This window comes from Acetobacterium sp. MES1 (genome assembly GCF_002237635.1).
Lineage (GTDB): Bacteria > Bacillota > Clostridia > Eubacteriales > Eubacteriaceae > Acetobacterium > Acetobacterium wieringae.
The window spans coordinates 116,517-132,267 of record NZ_MJUY01000060.1 but is presented as its reverse complement, the minus strand read 5'-3'; the positions used below and the strand labels follow the sequence as shown (position 1 = coordinate 132,267).

The following is a 15,751-nucleotide window of genomic DNA, read 5'->3' as shown; positions in this document are numbered from 1 at the left end:
ATCATACCCACGCGTTACTCACCCGTTCGCCACTTTCTAAGATTTCATTCCCCCGAAGGGTCATTCCATCCCGTCTCGTTCGACTTGCATGTGTTAAGCATACCGCCAGCGTTCGTCCTGAGCCAGGATCAAACTCTCAATAAAAAGTTTGTATTTAAAGCCGTTAAGCTTTTAAATGCTGTCTCATTTTGAATAAAGCGTATTTTATACTCTACCGAGTTAATGTTTTATAGAGTTCATCTCTCTGTTTCTATTTAGCCGCATTCATCCTCGCGGATGTTTTGGCTGTTTTACAGGTTTTATGGTACTATTCTCTTTTCTATGACCGTTGCCACTCCGTCGTTTTTTCAGTGTTTCCGACCGAAGAAGCTTTTCTATTATATCGTCGTTTCTTGTGATTGTCAAGCTGTTTTTTGAAATTCTTTTAAGTTCATTTCAATGTTTCAGCTGTGTCCGCTGTCTCACTCGAGACAACTTCATTAGTATACGCTCTTTTCACCATCCTGTCAACTGGTTTTTGAAAGTTTTTTCTTTTCTTTTTGTTACCTCTATATCCGGTCCATTATTCTTCACGCTTTTAATCCGTAAATTCGTTTTTTAAAAAAAAGAACCTGAAATCAATTGATTCCAGGTTCTCTATCCTCATGACACTTAAACTATTTGCTTTCTGCAACCTTTGGTTCTTGCAGTTCCAATCCTAAAACCTTGCTGACGGATTTGTAAACAACAAAGGTAATGACTGAATTGATTCCAGCTTTGATCAGATTAAAGGGAATAATGACTGGGATAATCATTGGTAAAACTGCCTCCACCGGAATTCCCAAAAATATCGGTGTGATGGCAATGTTCCATAACGCCATGGTTATTGTCATCGTGACCGTACCCAATGCCAAACCGATGATTGCACCTTTTCTGGTTCTGTTTCTTTTGTAAATATTTCCGGCTACCAATACAAAGGATCCAGTTGCGAAAAAATGCATCAGAATTCCAATAATCCCGCTAGCCGAACTAACGGTCACTCCCTGCAAAACACAAACAACAGCAGTTAGAATTAGACCACCTAAAGGGCCAAACATAAATGCACCGATAAAAATAGGAATATCGGCTGGATCGTACTCCAGAAATGGTGCCGCCGGAAAAATCGGAAAATGAATCAGGTAAACCAATAGTATGGACATTGCCGCCAATACTGCCATCTGGGTCAATTGTTTTGTCTTGATTTTCATAAAAATCCTCCTTCAATTGTCTGTCCAGTCAACTTAAAAAGCCCTTGAAAATTTCTTTTCAAGGGCTTTGCGCGTAAAATTGTACGCCATTTCTTTCATCCGGACTATACCGTCGGTTCTGGATTCTAACCAGATCGGCCTTTCGGCTCGTGGACTTATCGCTTTTACGCATCACCACCGGTGAGGACTTACACCTCGCCCTGAAACAGACTATTTATTTATTTAATTATATACCCGCTTGAATTTCTTTGTCAATGATAATTTTTAGCCCGCACTAACTAAACATCTTTTTCTTGAATAGCACAAAGGCGGCTACTCCGGTACAGGCAATCGAAATCAATACCACACTCCAGAAGTTGGGAATTGGCAACCCTTCAACGTTCATTCCGAAAAAACTGGCAATCATCGTTGGTATCGCCATTAAGATTGTTAATGAGGTTAATATCTTCATCACAATATTTAAATTGTTTGAAATAATCGATGCAAAGGCGTCCATGGTTCCGCTGAGAATGTTGGCATAAATATTGGACATCTCAATAGCCTGCTGGACTTCAATCAGCACGTCTTCTAACAGTTCTTTATCTTCTTCGTAAAGCTTAATAATCCGACCCCGTTCCAGTTTTTCCAAAACCCCCTGGTTGGCTTTCAGGGATGTCGAGAAAAACACCAGACTCTTTTCTAGATCAAGAAGTTGAATCAGTTCTTTGTTTTTCATGGATATGTGCAATTGCCGCTCAATATCGGTACTCATCCGATTAATGTGGCGCAGGTAAATCAAAAACCGACTGGCCACTCGGTAGAGGATTTGGAAGATAAAACGGGTTTTCAAATTAGTGTGGACATTTTTTACTCGGCCTTTGGTAAAATCATCAATAAGGGTGTTTCCTCTTAAGCAGACCGTAATAATATTATCAGCGGTTTGAATGATCCCAACTGGGATGGTGGTGTAAAGCACCATCTTGGTATCTTTTTCAATGACCGGAACATCAATGGTAATAAGTGCCTGGTTATTGTCTTCCAGTTCCACCCGGGAAATTTCTTCTTCATCCAGGGCGGCTCGCAAAAAATCGGGTTCCACCGCTAATTCTCTGGTTATAAACTGCAATTCTTCTTCAGTAGGATTAACCATGTTAATCCAACTGTTCTTTTCGATGGTCTCGATTTCTTGAATCTTACCATCGATCGTTTTGTAGATTTTGATCATTGCTTTCCTCCTTTATTAAGAGCAGCCCATGATCACTAAGATATTCTGGGCGCTCAGTTTTTGTTCATTCTGTTTTATACGCTTCTCTCCAGGGTCTGCGTCCATCCTATCTCACTCCTTTTTTCGAATTTGCACCAAAGTAAACCATTTGAAGTTTTGCTTCCGGTTCTTTTGATTTAACAAAATAAAAAACTCCTCTTTGACGGAGGAGATTTTCGCACAGCAAAAATAATGATTCCTCCATTCGTTGAGTTTTGGCACTATACAGCATAGGGCATCGCCCAACTGCATTAAGTAAAACCTTAATTCGATAGTACCTGTTGACCCATTGGCATCTTTCGATGTTTCCGGGCAGCAGCCATATCTGTATAGGAGCCTCACCTAACAAAAGAAACATTTTATTTATTATTATTCCAAATTAACTATATCTTTTTATCTCCCCGTTGTCAATGATTTTTAAGATAAGCCGCTATAAATTAACCCTTTGACCATGTTGCCAATTATTGCTGACTCTGCAAAAAAAGAATCTGTATTAAACAGATCCTTTTATCCGATCATTCTATCTAATTAATTAAGAAGCACTATGCTTTTTTCGATAAACGACCACACCAATAATCACCAAAACAACCACAATGGCCCCAATTATTCCGGCAACCCCAGCGATTACCCAGGGATTGGGAGAATCCGGTTGAACAATATTTACCCGAACGGTGGCCACTGCACTTTTGAAATAATTATTGCCTTTGTATTTGACAACCACTTCCTGCTCACCAACTTCTCTGGTATAATCAAGCTCGATATCATCCCGATTGAACTCAATTTTATTATTGTTATCATCCACTACTGCAACGCACAGATCCTGATATACCGCATCATCGAGATTTTTGGTATTATCATCGTATTCTACACTGGGCGGATTTTGGGAAACAATCAGCGAACTGTCATCTTTACTGGTGATGGTTACTGTTTGAGTAGCCGTACTGCTGTTAAACTGATCCGTCCCCTTATATTTTACCGTCACCGGCTGCTCACCGGGCACCCGGTTATAGCTCAGTTCGATGTCGGTGGTTGTAAAATTAATTGCCTTACCTTTGCTGTCAACGACCTGAATGGTCAATGCTTGATAAACAGCAGCATCCAATTTTCCTGAATCAGTGGTATAGGCCGCTTCAATCGGCGGTTTGGCCAAATTAATAGAGGTGTTTTCTTTAGTTGGTGCTGGTGGATCCACCTTCCCGGTAATTTCAACATTTCCGGTGGCAGTGCTTGGCGAAAACTGATCGTTGCCCTTATATTTTACGGTTACATCCTGTTTTCCCGGAGCCCGGTTGTAGCTCAAATCAATGTCAGCTGCCGTAAAACTGATTTTGTTGTTCCCCGCATCAACAACCACGATACTCAAGGCCTGATAGACAGCTAAATCCAGTTTTGCCGAATCGCTGGTATAAGCGACCGCTGGGGGCTTCGCAGCAACGGATACCTTACTATCCTGTTTTCCGGTGATCTGAACTGTGGCATTAACCTGGCTCGGATTGTATTGTGAGTTTCCTTTATAGGCAACGACTACATTCTGGGTTCCCACCGCATGATTGTAGGTCAGGGTAATATCACTGGGGGAGAAGTTTACCTTATTGGAATCCCCATCTACCACTTGGATAACCAGATCATCATATACTGCCTTATCCAAGGTTGCCGTATCTGCGGAATATCCCACTGCTGGTGGATTAGCTTTGAGCACTAGCCGGGTATCTTTTTTGGGCACATCATTGATAACAATCGTCCCCGTTGCATTGCTGGTTTCGTACTGATCATTCCCCTTATAGGTAACCGTTATTTTTTGTGTTCCAACCTGTCGATTGTAATCAAGACTAATATCATCGGCAGTAAAAGCGATTTTATTCGAATCACCATCGACAACCACGATGTTCATCGCTTTGTATACCGCCTTATCCAGCTCATCAGCATTCGTGTTAAACGTCACCGAGGAGGGCGAACTGGCTATCGATACGGTCGTCGCCATTTTTCCATCAACCTCCGCCCAAATGCCCATGGGCAGCAAGAGCAGAACCAATACTGCCATCAATCCGGTTCGCCAAAACCGTCTGCCTGATTTTTCATTATTCATTTTCGTTTCCTTTCCAACTGATTAAAATTCGTTTCGTTTATTGTTTTATTACCATTTATTTTATCACATAATTGCTGTAAACGTTTCTTTTTTCTGTCTGATTCACTTTCTTTTCTGGCTTTATTCAATTCATGACACAAAAAAAGATCTGCCCTCTCCAACAGATCTCTTTCTTTACATTCTATTTTACACTAATCCATTTTTGTCAGCCGATTCTTGCCAAAGAAAATAGCTCCAGCAATCAGTAAAAGCAACAGTAGCGCAATACCCATATAAGGTACTGGCGATTCTTCTTCTTTTTCTACCGCACTATTCCCTCCATTGCTATAATCATTGCCCCCATAGACAGCAACCACATCTTCTTTCTTAAAAATTTCAAATTTATCAGCATTATCGGCCAAGCGAATGCGATAGTTCGCATTATTCAAGCTACCCAGCAAAACATCGTAGGTGCCAACCGCTTCTCCGGCTTCCCGTTCTAATGCGCCATACATCACATCATTCCCATATAAACCTTTAACAAAACCATCACCTGAATCATCCTGCCAAACCGTATACGTTAGTGCCGGATCTGCTTCGCCCTGAATTTTTGAAACATAATTTGGAATCACTGTTACTGAGGCTGGGGTAATAGCATATTTACTCTTGGAAATAATCGTTTGACTATAAATTGTATAGTTGTCGGAATTCGTTCCGTTTATTCCTGATAAGTAAAATCCTCCGGTTGCCCAGACATAATAATTGCCCACGTCTTTTTGCTGAGTATTCACGTCCCCGTAATAGGGATAAAAATTTTCAGCTCCAAAGGCGCCCAAATCCTCCCCCCGGATCAGATCCGTTTTGTTGACAGTCAGTTTATAATCATGAAGGTTTGGCGTCCCATCATAAACCTTATCCTGACCGACAAGGAAAACCTCCACCAGTTTTGGTAAAATACCTGCTACCAAAGATATATCAATGCTTGATAGTGGCTTTGTTCCCTGATTTTCATCAACAATAATATAATTTTTGGCCTTGTTGCCAGCGATTGTGATTTCTTTTAAAATAACCAGATTGGCAGTCGCCGGTTTAACATCTTTAAATAAAAAATTGGCAGTTCGATAATTAAATGCCACCTTATTTTTATCTGCATCAACAACGCCACTATTCCCTAAACCCTTCAGCGCAACTTCGGGCACACTGGTATTGCCGTCATAAATCTTGGTAATCGGCTTTTCGGTGAAGAATTGTGACGTTTTAAGCTCAATGGGCTTTATTTTAATTTCTTTTTGATTATCAATTTTTTGATAGTTTTCATCGCCCCGATATGCCGCAAACACCATATAGGTACCTGACTCTGACGGTGGAATCGTTGATAATGGATATGCTTCGCCATTTGACAAAATCCCTTTGTAAGTGATCTCGATTCGTTCAAAATCAAGCTCAGGCCCATCGGGTGCGGGATTAACAGCTGCCAAAACCTGGGGATTTCCAGTATAAACAACATCGGTAGAGAAGACAATCACTGGCGTTAATGGGCCTTGCTCAGTTTGGTCTTCCGCCAGAATGCCGATTGGAAAGCACGCACCATTCAAAATGATCGTCAAGACCAGGCATATAAACAGCCTGATTCTTTTGGTCTTTTTCATTGGATACTTCCTTGTATTATAAATTATCTCAATATCTTAGATACTCATTTCCAATTATACCGATTTGCAGCACTGTTCACAACGAAACCCGATCATTGTTCGTTTAGAATTTACTTTGTTGTTATTTGTTTACAATCATTACATAAAAAGAACAAATTAAAACCCACCTTTACGGCAGGTTTTAATTTGGGTTGTCTATGCAATTTCCAGTTCATCACTGTCGCTGGTTTTCGGTTTTTTTAAGATCCTGAGCATCAGCATACAGGCTACCGATCCGGCCACCAGGGCAATGACGTAACCAAACGGGTTTCCCACCAGCGGAAAGACAAAGATTCCGCCGTGAGGGGCCATTAGCGTACAGCCAAAGAACATTGATAATCCTCCGGCCAGAGCCGAACCGACAATACAGGAAGGAATCACCCGGAGGGGATCTTCTGAGGCAAAAGGTATCGCACCCTCGGTGATAAAGGATAGACCCATGACATAGTTTGCCAGGCCCGCTTCCCGCTCTTTTTTAGTGAAACGATTTTTAAAAATGGTGGTAGCCAGGGCAATCCCCAGTGGCGGAACCATACCACCTACCATCACCGCTGCCATAATATCAAACTGACCAGTAGCCAACGATGCCAAACCAAAGGTATAAGCCGCTTTGTTAACCGGCCCCCCCATATCAACGGCCATCATCCCCCCAAGGACAATACCCAAGATAACTTTGCTGGATGTACCCATGCTGTTTAACCCCGCACTGAGCGCCGCATTCAGGGCCGCCACTGGTGGGTTGATGATAAAGACCATCAAGGCGCCAATCAGTAGAATACCAAAGAAGGGATAAATCAATATCGGCTTAATCCCTTCGAGGCTGGCTGGCAGTTTAGCGAACACTTTTTTGAGTCCCAATACCAGATAGCCAGCGGCAAAACCCGCCAATAAGGCCCCCAGAAAACCGGCACCGCCAGTGTTCGCCAACATTCCCCCGACAAAACCAACAGCCAGAGCCGGTCGATCACCGATACTCATGGCGATGTAACCCGCTAAAACCGGCAACATGAAAGCAAAAGCCGTCCCTCCCACCTGCATCAGGAAGGCGGCAAATGGGGTATTGCTTCCGAATTTTGACGGATCAATGCTGTAGTCATCGAACAAAAAGGCCAATGCAATTAGAATCCCGCCACCGATAACAAAGGGCAGCATATGGGAAACGCCATTCATCAAATCTTTGTAAATTTTCCGGCCGACACTTTCTTTTTCGCCACTCCCACCAGTATCTTCAACACTCTGGACACCACCTGAATAGACTGGCACCTTTCCTGCCAGAGCTTCTTCAATAAGCTCCTGGGGTTTATGGATTCCCCGGGCAACATTGGTTTGAATCAATGGTTTGCCATTGAAACGGCCCATTTCGACATTTGTATCGGCTGCAATAATGATGCAATCGGCCGCTTTGATTTCCTCGGCGGTCAGCTGATTTTTGACGCCACCGGAACCGTTGGTTTCCACCTTAATGGTAACCCCCATCTGTTTGGCCTTATTTTCCAGGCTTTCTGCTGCCATATAGGTGTGGGCGATTCCCGTGGGACAAGCGGTAACTGCCAGGAGCTGATAGTTTTTGGTCATTTCCGGGGTTTTGGCCGCTGCTGGCGCACCATACTTTTCCTGTTCCTTTTCATCGATGAGTTTTAAAAATGTTTTCACATCCGCTGATGCAATCAGCTTCGTTCGGAATTCTTCATCCATCAAAATGGTGGATAGCCGACTGAGGACTTCCAGATGCAGGGTGTTTGCCGCCTCCGGAGCCGCAATCATGAAGAAGAGATAGGCTGGTTCACCATCTAATGCCTCAAAATCAGTTCCATCCCGAACAACCATGGCGGACAAACCGGCATCCTTCACCACCGGCGATTTACCATGAGGAATTGCAACTCCTTCCCCAATACCGGTAGATCCTTCTGTCTCCCGGGCCATTACCGCTTTTCTAAAGACCTCTGGATCGACAATATTTCCGGTATTTGCCATTAGTTGCACTAACTTTTGGATGGTTTCTTCCTTGCTGGCTGGTTTTCCGGCCAGATCAATACCCTTTTCTTTTAATAAATCAATAATCCGCATTTTTTCTTCCCCCTTCGTTTTTATGTGATAATTCATCCAACAACTTCATGACTTCTGCTTTGGTCGCCAAGGTTTCTGAAAATGCCGATGCACTTCCGGTTACCACGCCCATCCGGAAGGCGTCCTGCAGATCCTGACTTTTAAGATAACCGGCAATAAACCCAGCCACCATCGAATCGCCTGCACCAACGGAGTTTTTGACAATCCCTTTGGGCGGCTTCATTTCATGAACCTTGCCGCTTTCATCCACAAGAATGGCACCTTCTCCAGCCATCGATACCAACACATTTTGTGCACCCATTTGCTGCAATCGTTTAGCGTAAAGAATAATATCTTCTCGTTTGTTCAAAACAACCCCAAACATTTCCCCCAACTCGTGGTTGTTCGGTTTAATCAAAAATGGCTGGTATTTAACCACCCGAAGTAGCAGTTCACCGGTAGCATCCACGACGATTTTGACCCCACGGTTTTCTAATAATTTCATGATGCTTTCGTAGGTATCTTCAGGCAAAGCGGCGGGAATACTGCCTGCCAAAACCAGAATATCACCTTTTTCAATGGATTCCAGCTTTTTAAACAGCTCCCCAAGTTCTTTCTTACTGATGTCGGGTCCCTGCCCGTTGATTTCACTTTCCTGGTCGGCTTTTATTTTCACGTTGATTCTGGATATACCTGATTTTATTTTCACAAAATCGGTATAGCATCCAAAATCTTTGATCCGCCGTTGAATTTCTTTGCCGGTAAAACCGCCAATAAAACCCAAGGCGATATTTCTGATCTCCAGGTTTTTTAAAACCATCGACACGTTGATCCCTTTTCCGCCCGGATAGAGTTGCTCCCATTCACTGCGGTTGACCTCCCCTTCCCGAAAGGCGTCCAACCCCACAATGTAATCCAGAGACGGGTTAAAGGTTACCGTAAAAATCATCTGCCATCCACCTCCCAAACCTTTGTGTATTTTTTATAGCTCTCACTCCCCAGCCTGGTTGTGATAATTTCGGCTTGTTCCAGTTTACCAAAACTCACTGGCGCAATCAGATTAAATTTCGACGGATCTGCCAGTACATAGGCTGTCTTACAGCGGCTGAAAGCTTCCCTTTTAACCTGGGCCTCGGTCGGGTCTGGGGTGCTGTAACCAGCTTTCCGATCAATCCCATTGGTGCCAAAAAAACCTTTTGAAAAATTATATTTGCCCAGACAATGAAGGGCCTCACTTCCCACCACGGCATCAGTGATGGGTTTTATTTCACCACCGACGATAATTGTCCGACACCCCTTTTTAACAAGTTTTGCCGCAATAACCATCCCATTTGTGACATATACAGCGCCGCTTTCATTGATAAAATCAACCATGGCTTCCGTTGATGTTCCGGCATCGATATAAACAAAATCATTTTTTTCAATCAGTCCCGCACTGAATTTGCCAATTGCTTGTTTTTCATCGCGATGATGGTCTTCCCGGAGTTGAAGGTCAAAATCAGCGGCTGCAAAACTGCCGTTTATCACCGCCGCCCCGCCATGAACCTTTCGTAGCTTTTTCTTGTTGTCAAGGGTGGTCAGATCCCGGCGGATTGTTGATTCCGAAATCTTTAGGGTCTCCGACAATTCTAAAACTGTAACCACGCCTTTTTCTTCAACCATTTGCAGGATTTTTGCCAGTCGTTCTTCAATAATCATCCTTAATCACCTCTTTTTCTGAAGCTTATCACCATTTTCAGCCATTGTCAATCATAATAAATCATTTTTAGTCAAAATAAATCATATTTGTGCATGATATCCATTTTTTGTCATCTATTTTGCTTTTGTTTATTACTTACCCATTTTTTCTCAATACTAAAAAAAGATAGCATCAGATTCTGATACTATCTTTGTGAACTTTTTATCGTCGGACCTATTCTGCCATTGGTAAGATGATGGCGGCTTTAAATAGGTCACCATCGATTTCCAGTCTCAGCTCACCCTGCTGGATCGTCATCAGGTCTTTGGCAATGGCAAGTCCCAAACCGCTGCCTTCACTGTTTCTGGTTTCATCACCCCGTTTAAATCGTTCCATCAGTTCCTCGGGAGAGATATTGAGCGGTTGTGCCGAGACATTTTTAAAGACCACTATTCCAGTTTTGTCGGCAGCACATTTTGAAAATTCAATATACACCCGGGATTCTTTTTGAGCATATTTTAGGATATTAAAAAGCAAGTTTTCAATCACCCGCCAGAGCAGGCGGCCATCTGCCGTTACCACAAAAAGATCCTTAGGATATTGGGTAATAAACTCCAGTTGGGAATTGCCAAGTTCTTCTTCCATTTCACCCAAACCCTGGGTCATCAGCATTTCCAGATCAACCGCCTGGAACTCCACTTCAATGTTACCCGATGACGCTTTAGCAGCTTCAAACAAATCATCTGTCAGCACCTTGAGTCGGTGCGCCTTGTTTTCCAGAATCTCCAAGTACTTCTGCTTTGCCTCTGGATCGAGGTTTCCATTTTTTAACAAATCGATGGAGGTAATAATCGAGGTCAGTGGGGTCCGGATATCGTGGGACACATTGGTCAGCAGCTCGGTTTTTAACCGCTGGCTTTTTACTTCTTCAGACACTGCCAATGAAATGCCATCGCCAATGGCATTAATCCCATCCGCCAGTTCACCTAAAGCACCATCATAGCCAATCAGTTTATAGTCAACCTCACCATTTTTTATGCGTTCCAACCCTTCCAGAATCCCATCATATTTTTTTGCTTTTATTCCACCCAAATAAAGCAGATATATAATGCAAATAAAGGAGCAGACACCAAGAATCGGCACCTGAACCGACAGTGCCAGAATCACCAGCAGAATTGCCCAGAACATCAACCGTTTAACTGTCGGCGAGCCTTTCATGACATCATTGTAATAGCCAGCCAGTTTCTTGAACTGGTTTTTAATAAATCCCCATCCCTTTTTGATCAGTTTCAAAAATAACAATCGCTCCCCAAAACGGCGATCTTTTAAAATTCGCACCAATGACAGTAGAAAGTTTAACCCCAACGCTGCCCCGACAGCAAAGAGCATCAGCATAACCACCCGCGGAAAATTCTGATCATAGAAAAAGACAATTGCGGCAACGACCAGGGTTTCCACCACCAGCAATAATAAAAAGTGGGCGTCAATCCAGAACGCATCAATCGGCAATAGCTGGACTCCCTCGTTGTCTTTTTTGCGGCCGGCCGAAATACAGGAAAGCAGCATACCGATCGCCGCAAGAATTAGCGACACGACAAAGATACTCATTAGCCACAGAAATTCTTGACGTTCAGCCTGATACAATACTTCCCGCTCCGCAATATAGGCATCATCAAATCCAATGATGACCTGAAAATCCGGTTCAACAGCGTAGTCTAATGGTTCGAATTGATCCATCTTAGGCAGTGTCGAGGAAATCGCCCCCTTGTTATAGGTGAAATTCACCCGTCGTTTAAGCAAATCATCCGGATTAGCGTCTTTAGGCTGACTGTTTGTGACCCCTTTGCTGTTAATAACGTAGGATAACCCCTGGGTTTGCTCCAATTCTTTTTTTAGTCGTTCATACTGAAACAGCCCCTCGTTAATCAGTTGTTTTTTTTGGGCCTCGAGCTCATCGGCGTAAGGTTCCCAGAAATCAGGACCAGTGAGCATCTCCGATTCGGTTGAGACACCCATTTCGTCCGGATCATTAAGATCCAACTCCGCTAAGATATCCCATTTATAGGCTTCCATCGCTGCAGGATCAATGGCATTTCCAGCCCGGATATTTTCTTCGCTCTGATAGAAATTATAAACCTGATCGATATGATCGTAGGCGGTCAGAACTTTATTTTGCAGTTCTGCACTCTCCAAATAATTATTGGTATTGGCCAGATAATCCCAATTAAACCAGTAGGCTTCAAATAGTGCACCAAAACTGATGGTGACCAATACGACCGTCAAAAATGAACAGGTGATTTTAAATTTCTGATCAGTCCAGATAGTTTTCAATTTTGTAGCCAATGCCCCACACCACCTTTAGATATTTTGGTTCTTTGGGATTTATCTCGATTTTTTCCCGAATCCGCCGAATATGCACCGCCACCGTATTGTCCGAATTGTAAGCGGGTTCTTCCCAGGCATTCTCGTAGATCTGATCAATCGAAAAGACCTTGCCTTTTTCCGACATCAAAAAATGCATGATCTTGTATTCTACCGGCGTTAGTTTCACCTCTTCACCATCCACTGTCAGTCGTTTATAGTCATCCTCCAGCACCAGGCCGCCGGTACGGTAGGTTCCCACTTTTTCGGGGCAACCACCGAGGGTGTTGTAGCGCCGTAATTGCGACTTGACCCGGGCGATGACCTCCATGGGGTTAAAGGGTTTGGTTATGTAATCATCACCACCCATGGTCAAACCCATGATCTTGTCATTATCTTCAGTTTTAGCCGATAAAAAGATAATTGGGATATTTTTGGTTTCTCTTATTTTCATCGTTGCCCGTAGCCCATCCATCTCCGGCATCATCACATCCATAATAATTAACTCAATATCTTCTTTTTCCACCAGTGCGATGGCTTCTCTTCCCGTATAGGCTTTTAAAATCGCATAGCCTTCGTTTTTTAAATAGAGCTCCAGGGCTTCAACGATTTCTTTTTCATCGTCGCAGATTAAAATACTCATTTGCAAGCTTCCGCCTTTCTGTTTCATCTTGGTCTAACTTTAACACAAACTTCTGTCAAAAAAACGCTGAATTTCCTTAACAAATTCTTACGATCAAACCCGACTCAACGTTTCCCCAATCAAACCGCAAAAAGGGCAGCATTCCAATGGATTGCTGCCCTTAAAAATGTTTTAGATTAAAAATTTAATGCCTTCTGGTTTGTTCTTGTTGGAAAACTCAAAGCCCTGCTGAATGGTATTTTCAATCATTTCACCATCTAAATTCATCAGTCGGAACAAATTCCGGATAAAAAAGTAAATCATCGCTCGGCTGGTAAATTTGATGTTCTTTTCATAAAAATCAATAAACAATTCTTTGCGGGCCCCATATTCGGAACGGGCGATAACTTCCAGATCGGCCTCGATATAATTCTTATTGAGAAAATCCAGACAGGAGCGATTGAGAGTGTTGGTAATGTTGGTTCGTCCATGAGGATTGACATTTTTTACCAGTACTTCATAATACAACGTTTTGTTATGCTCATCATTTAATATCGCTTCATAATACAGCACCAGGGCATAACAATACTTGGTATAAAGGTTGAGATTCTCCGAAACCGATGAAACATAATCATACAGTGCTAAAAAGAAGACATTGTAGATATCGGTGATCATATCATCTTTCTTTTTATAATAATAGGTAATGGTTCCCAGCTTGACATCGGCGCGATCGGCGATGTCCTGAATACCGGTTTTGTTATAACCATTCTCATAAAATAAAATCTTTGCGGTTGTAATAATATTACTCTTTGTTTGGGTTCCTTTTCTTGACGTTGCCATGGTTTGCCTTTCCTGTATCAATCATTTTCTTAGTTACATTTAATTCATACCTTTGATCTTACGAAAAGTTTTGCGGAATGTCAATAGGAAATTTATAAATATTTCTAATTTACCCTCACCCGTTAAATTATTTCAGCAACAGCGTTTCCCGATCCAACAGATTTACCTCGGCAACCTTTTCCAGAGTTTCGATGGCCTTTTGCTGCACATCATCATCCACCCGGATGATGATTATGGCATTGTCGGTTTTTTTCGGCAGAAACGAATAGGCGTAAACAATATTTATTTTTGCTTCAGTCAGGGCATTCACCAGGGTGCTTAATCCGCCGGGATCATCAGAAATCTCCGCCGCCAGAACCGGGGTCACCGTGCTAATGATATCATTTTTCTTAAGCACCTCAATCCCTTTTTCGGTTTCCTGTAAAATCAGTCGGACGATCCCAAAATCGGTGGCATCGGCAATATTCAGAGACCGGATATTGATCTTATTTTCGGCCAGAATTTTCAATATATGATTCAGTCGGCCTTCATGGTTTTCGATGAAAATAGAAACTTGTCGTATCATTTTTTCTCCTCCTAAATTTTTCTAAGATCCACAACCCGTTGGCTTTTCCCTTCGCTACGGGGCAGGCTTTTCGGTTCGACCAAAGCCACCTTGGTACTCACGCCAATGGTCGATTGAATCCGATCCCGGATCCGTTTTTCCAGGTTCTCCAGATTACTGATCCGATCCGAAAACAGCGCTTCACTGAGTTCAACCTTAACTTCCAGGGTGTCCAGAGAACCATCCCGACGCACCACCAATTGATAATGGGGTTCGACTTCCCCAATTTCCAGCAAGACACTTTCAATCTGAGTTGGGAAAACATTCACCCCACGGATAATCAACATGTCATCGCTGCGCCCCTGGAGGCGGTTGATCCGCAGATGAGTTCGGCCACAACTGCAGGGTTCGGCAATAATCCGGGTAATATCCCGGGTACGATACCTAAGAATCGGAATCCCTTCTTTGGTAATAGTGGTGATCACCAATTCCCCCTGTTCGCCATAGGGCAGTACTTCCAAGGTATTGGGATCAATGATTTCCGGAATAAAGTGATCTTCCCAGACGTGCAGCCCTTCCTGACATTCGCATTCGATGGCCACTCCCGGTCCCATGATTTCCGATAAACCATAAATGTCATAGGCTTTGATTTTGAGTTTTTTCTCAATATCTTTGCGGATGTTTTCTGACCAGGGTTCGGCACCAAAAATACCGGCTTTGATTTTTAAAGTTTCCGGATCAATCCCCGACTCCGCCAGCACCTCTGATAAATAAATAGCATAGGACGGGGTACATGTCAAGACGGTGGAACCAAAATCCTGCATAATCATAATTTGCTTGGCGGTGTTCCCACCGGAGATCGGAATAATTGAGGCACCCAGTCGTTCGGCCCCATAATGAACACCCAAACCACCGGTAAACAGCCCATAGCCATAGGCATTCTGGATCACCGAGTGCGGACCAGCTCCAGCTGCCACCAGACAGCGAGCCATCAACTCCGACCACATCGCGATGTCATTCCGGGTATAACCAACCACCGTCGGTTTACCGGTGGTGCCGGATGATGCATGGATTCGGACGATCTGTTCCAGAGGGACGGTGAAAAGCCCATACGGGTAATTATCCCGCAAATCAACCTTGGTTGTAAAAGGCAGCTTTTTAAGATCATCCAGGGAGCTGACATCCTCTGGCATCAGACCTTTTTCCTGAAATTTATTGCGATAAAACGGGACATCGTGATAAATCCGATTGACCATTCGCTTTAATCGTTCCAACTGCAGCTCCTGCAGTTTTTCTCTTGGCATGCATTCGTAGCTCTTATTCCAATACATTTTTTCCTCCAAAATTCTCTTTAATTTAAAATCGGATCGCTTGTGGTTATGGGTGTGAAATTCAAGATGCACGTGCTGTGGCATCTTTATGATTAGGGAGTGCCTTA

At 43.1% G+C, this 15,751-nt stretch carries 12 protein-coding genes, 1 rRNA gene and 2 riboswitches; all 13 genes read right to left on the bottom strand.

Annotation, left to right across the window (positions count from 1 at the left end):
• A 16S ribosomal RNA gene (locus tag BI182_RS16720) occupies positions 1–144 on the bottom strand; the annotation flags it as partial.
• A 512-nt stretch (positions 145–656) separates the two neighbouring features.
• Positions 657–1,226, bottom strand: a complete 570-nt coding sequence (locus tag BI182_RS16715; RefSeq protein ID WP_286809572.1) for an ECF transporter S component — start codon at positions 1,224–1,226, stop codon at positions 657–659.
• A gap of 83 nt (positions 1,227–1,309) precedes the next feature.
• Positions 1,310–1,438: riboswitch (FMN riboswitch) on the bottom strand.
• A gap of 62 nt (positions 1,439–1,500) precedes the next feature.
• A complete protein-coding gene (locus BI182_RS16710) occupies positions 1,501–2,430 on the bottom strand; it encodes a magnesium transporter CorA family protein (RefSeq protein WP_286809563.1) in 930 nt (309 codons plus the stop codon).
• Positions 2,431–2,662: 232 nt separating this feature from the next.
• Positions 2,663–2,826: riboswitch (M-box (ykoK) riboswitch) on the bottom strand.
• Between the two features lie 175 nt (positions 2,827–3,001).
• On the bottom strand, positions 3,002–4,555 hold the full coding sequence (locus tag BI182_RS16705) for a hypothetical protein (RefSeq protein ID WP_286809553.1): 1,554 nt from the start codon (positions 4,553–4,555) through the stop codon (positions 3,002–3,004).
• A gap of 191 nt (positions 4,556–4,746) precedes the next feature.
• The gene (locus BI182_RS16700) at positions 4,747–6,183 is read right to left on the bottom strand and encodes an MBG domain-containing protein (protein ID WP_286809550.1); all 1,437 of its coding nucleotides are present in this window, start codon (positions 6,181–6,183) and stop codon (positions 4,747–4,749) included.
• Between the two features lie 195 nt (positions 6,184–6,378).
• On the bottom strand, positions 6,379–8,289 hold the full coding sequence (locus tag BI182_RS16695) for a PTS fructose transporter subunit IIABC (RefSeq protein WP_286809575.1): 1,911 nt from the start codon (positions 8,287–8,289) through the stop codon (positions 6,379–6,381).
• Positions 8,276–9,217, bottom strand: a complete 942-nt coding sequence (gene pfkB / locus BI182_RS16690; protein WP_070371530.1) for a 1-phosphofructokinase — start codon at positions 9,215–9,217, stop codon at positions 8,276–8,278. Before pfkB ends, BI182_RS16695 begins: the two co-directional genes overlap by 14 nt.
• Positions 9,214–9,966: a DeoR/GlpR family DNA-binding transcription regulator gene (locus tag BI182_RS16685; protein ID WP_070371531.1), complete on the bottom strand. Its 753-nt coding sequence runs from the start codon at positions 9,964–9,966 to the stop codon at positions 9,214–9,216. The genes pfkB and BI182_RS16685 overlap by 4 nt, the downstream gene beginning before the upstream one ends.
• A gap of 214 nt (positions 9,967–10,180) precedes the next feature.
• Entirely contained in the window at positions 10,181–12,289 is a 2,109-nt protein-coding gene (locus BI182_RS16680) for a sensor histidine kinase (RefSeq protein ID WP_286809545.1), read from the bottom strand.
• Complete coding sequence (locus tag BI182_RS16675) at positions 12,258–12,950, bottom strand: response regulator transcription factor (RefSeq protein WP_070371533.1); 693 nt, start codon at positions 12,948–12,950, stop codon at positions 12,258–12,260. Before BI182_RS16675 ends, BI182_RS16680 begins: the two co-directional genes overlap by 32 nt.
• Positions 12,951–13,121: 171 nt before the next feature.
• Positions 13,122–13,769: a TetR/AcrR family transcriptional regulator gene (locus BI182_RS16670; RefSeq protein ID WP_070371534.1), complete on the bottom strand. Its 648-nt coding sequence runs from the start codon at positions 13,767–13,769 to the stop codon at positions 13,122–13,124.
• Positions 13,770–13,896: 127 nt separating this feature from the next.
• Positions 13,897–14,334 carry an ACT domain-containing protein gene (locus BI182_RS16665; RefSeq protein ID WP_070371535.1) on the bottom strand — a complete coding sequence of 146 codons (438 nt, stop codon included), beginning with the start codon at positions 14,332–14,334 and terminating at the stop codon, positions 13,897–13,899.
• 11 nt (positions 14,335–14,345) lie between these two features.
• Positions 14,346–15,644, bottom strand: coding sequence for a phenylacetate--CoA ligase family protein (locus BI182_RS16660; protein WP_070371536.1), 1,299 nt, complete (start codon positions 15,642–15,644; stop codon positions 14,346–14,348).
• Between the last annotated feature and the right edge of the window lie 107 nt (positions 15,645–15,751).

Excerpts from the sequence above, each read along its gene's own strand:
- BI182_RS16715 (WP_286809572.1), bottom strand. The coding sequence starts at position 1,226 with ATGAAAATCAAGACAAAACAATTGACCCAGATGGCAGTATTGGCGGCA.
- BI182_RS16710 (WP_286809563.1), bottom strand. The coding sequence starts at position 2,430 with ATGATCAAAATCTACAAAACGATCGATGGTAAGATTCAAGAAATCGAG.
- BI182_RS16705 (WP_286809553.1), bottom strand. The coding sequence starts at position 4,555 with ATGAATAATGAAAAATCAGGCAGACGGTTTTGGCGAACCGGATTGATG.
- BI182_RS16700 (WP_286809550.1), bottom strand. The coding sequence starts at position 6,183 with ATGAAAAAGACCAAAAGAATCAGGCTGTTTATATGCCTGGTCTTGACG.
- BI182_RS16695 (WP_286809575.1), bottom strand. The coding sequence starts at position 8,289 with ATGCGGATTATTGATTTATTAAAAGAAAAGGGTATTGATCTGGCCGGA.
- pfkB (WP_070371530.1), bottom strand. The coding sequence starts at position 9,217 with ATGATTTTTACGGTAACCTTTAACCCGTCTCTGGATTACATTGTGGGG.
- BI182_RS16685 (WP_070371531.1), bottom strand. The coding sequence starts at position 9,966 with ATGATTATTGAAGAACGACTGGCAAAAATCCTGCAAATGGTTGAAGAA.
- BI182_RS16675 (WP_070371533.1), bottom strand. The coding sequence starts at position 12,950 with ATGAGTATTTTAATCTGCGACGATGAAAAAGAAATCGTTGAAGCCCTG.
- BI182_RS16670 (WP_070371534.1), bottom strand. The coding sequence starts at position 13,769 with ATGGCAACGTCAAGAAAAGGAACCCAAACAAAGAGTAATATTATTACA.
- BI182_RS16665 (WP_070371535.1), bottom strand. The coding sequence starts at position 14,334 with ATGATACGACAAGTTTCTATTTTCATCGAAAACCATGAAGGCCGACTG.
- BI182_RS16660 (WP_070371536.1), bottom strand. The coding sequence starts at position 15,644 with ATGTATTGGAATAAGAGCTACGAATGCATGCCAAGAGAAAAACTGCAG.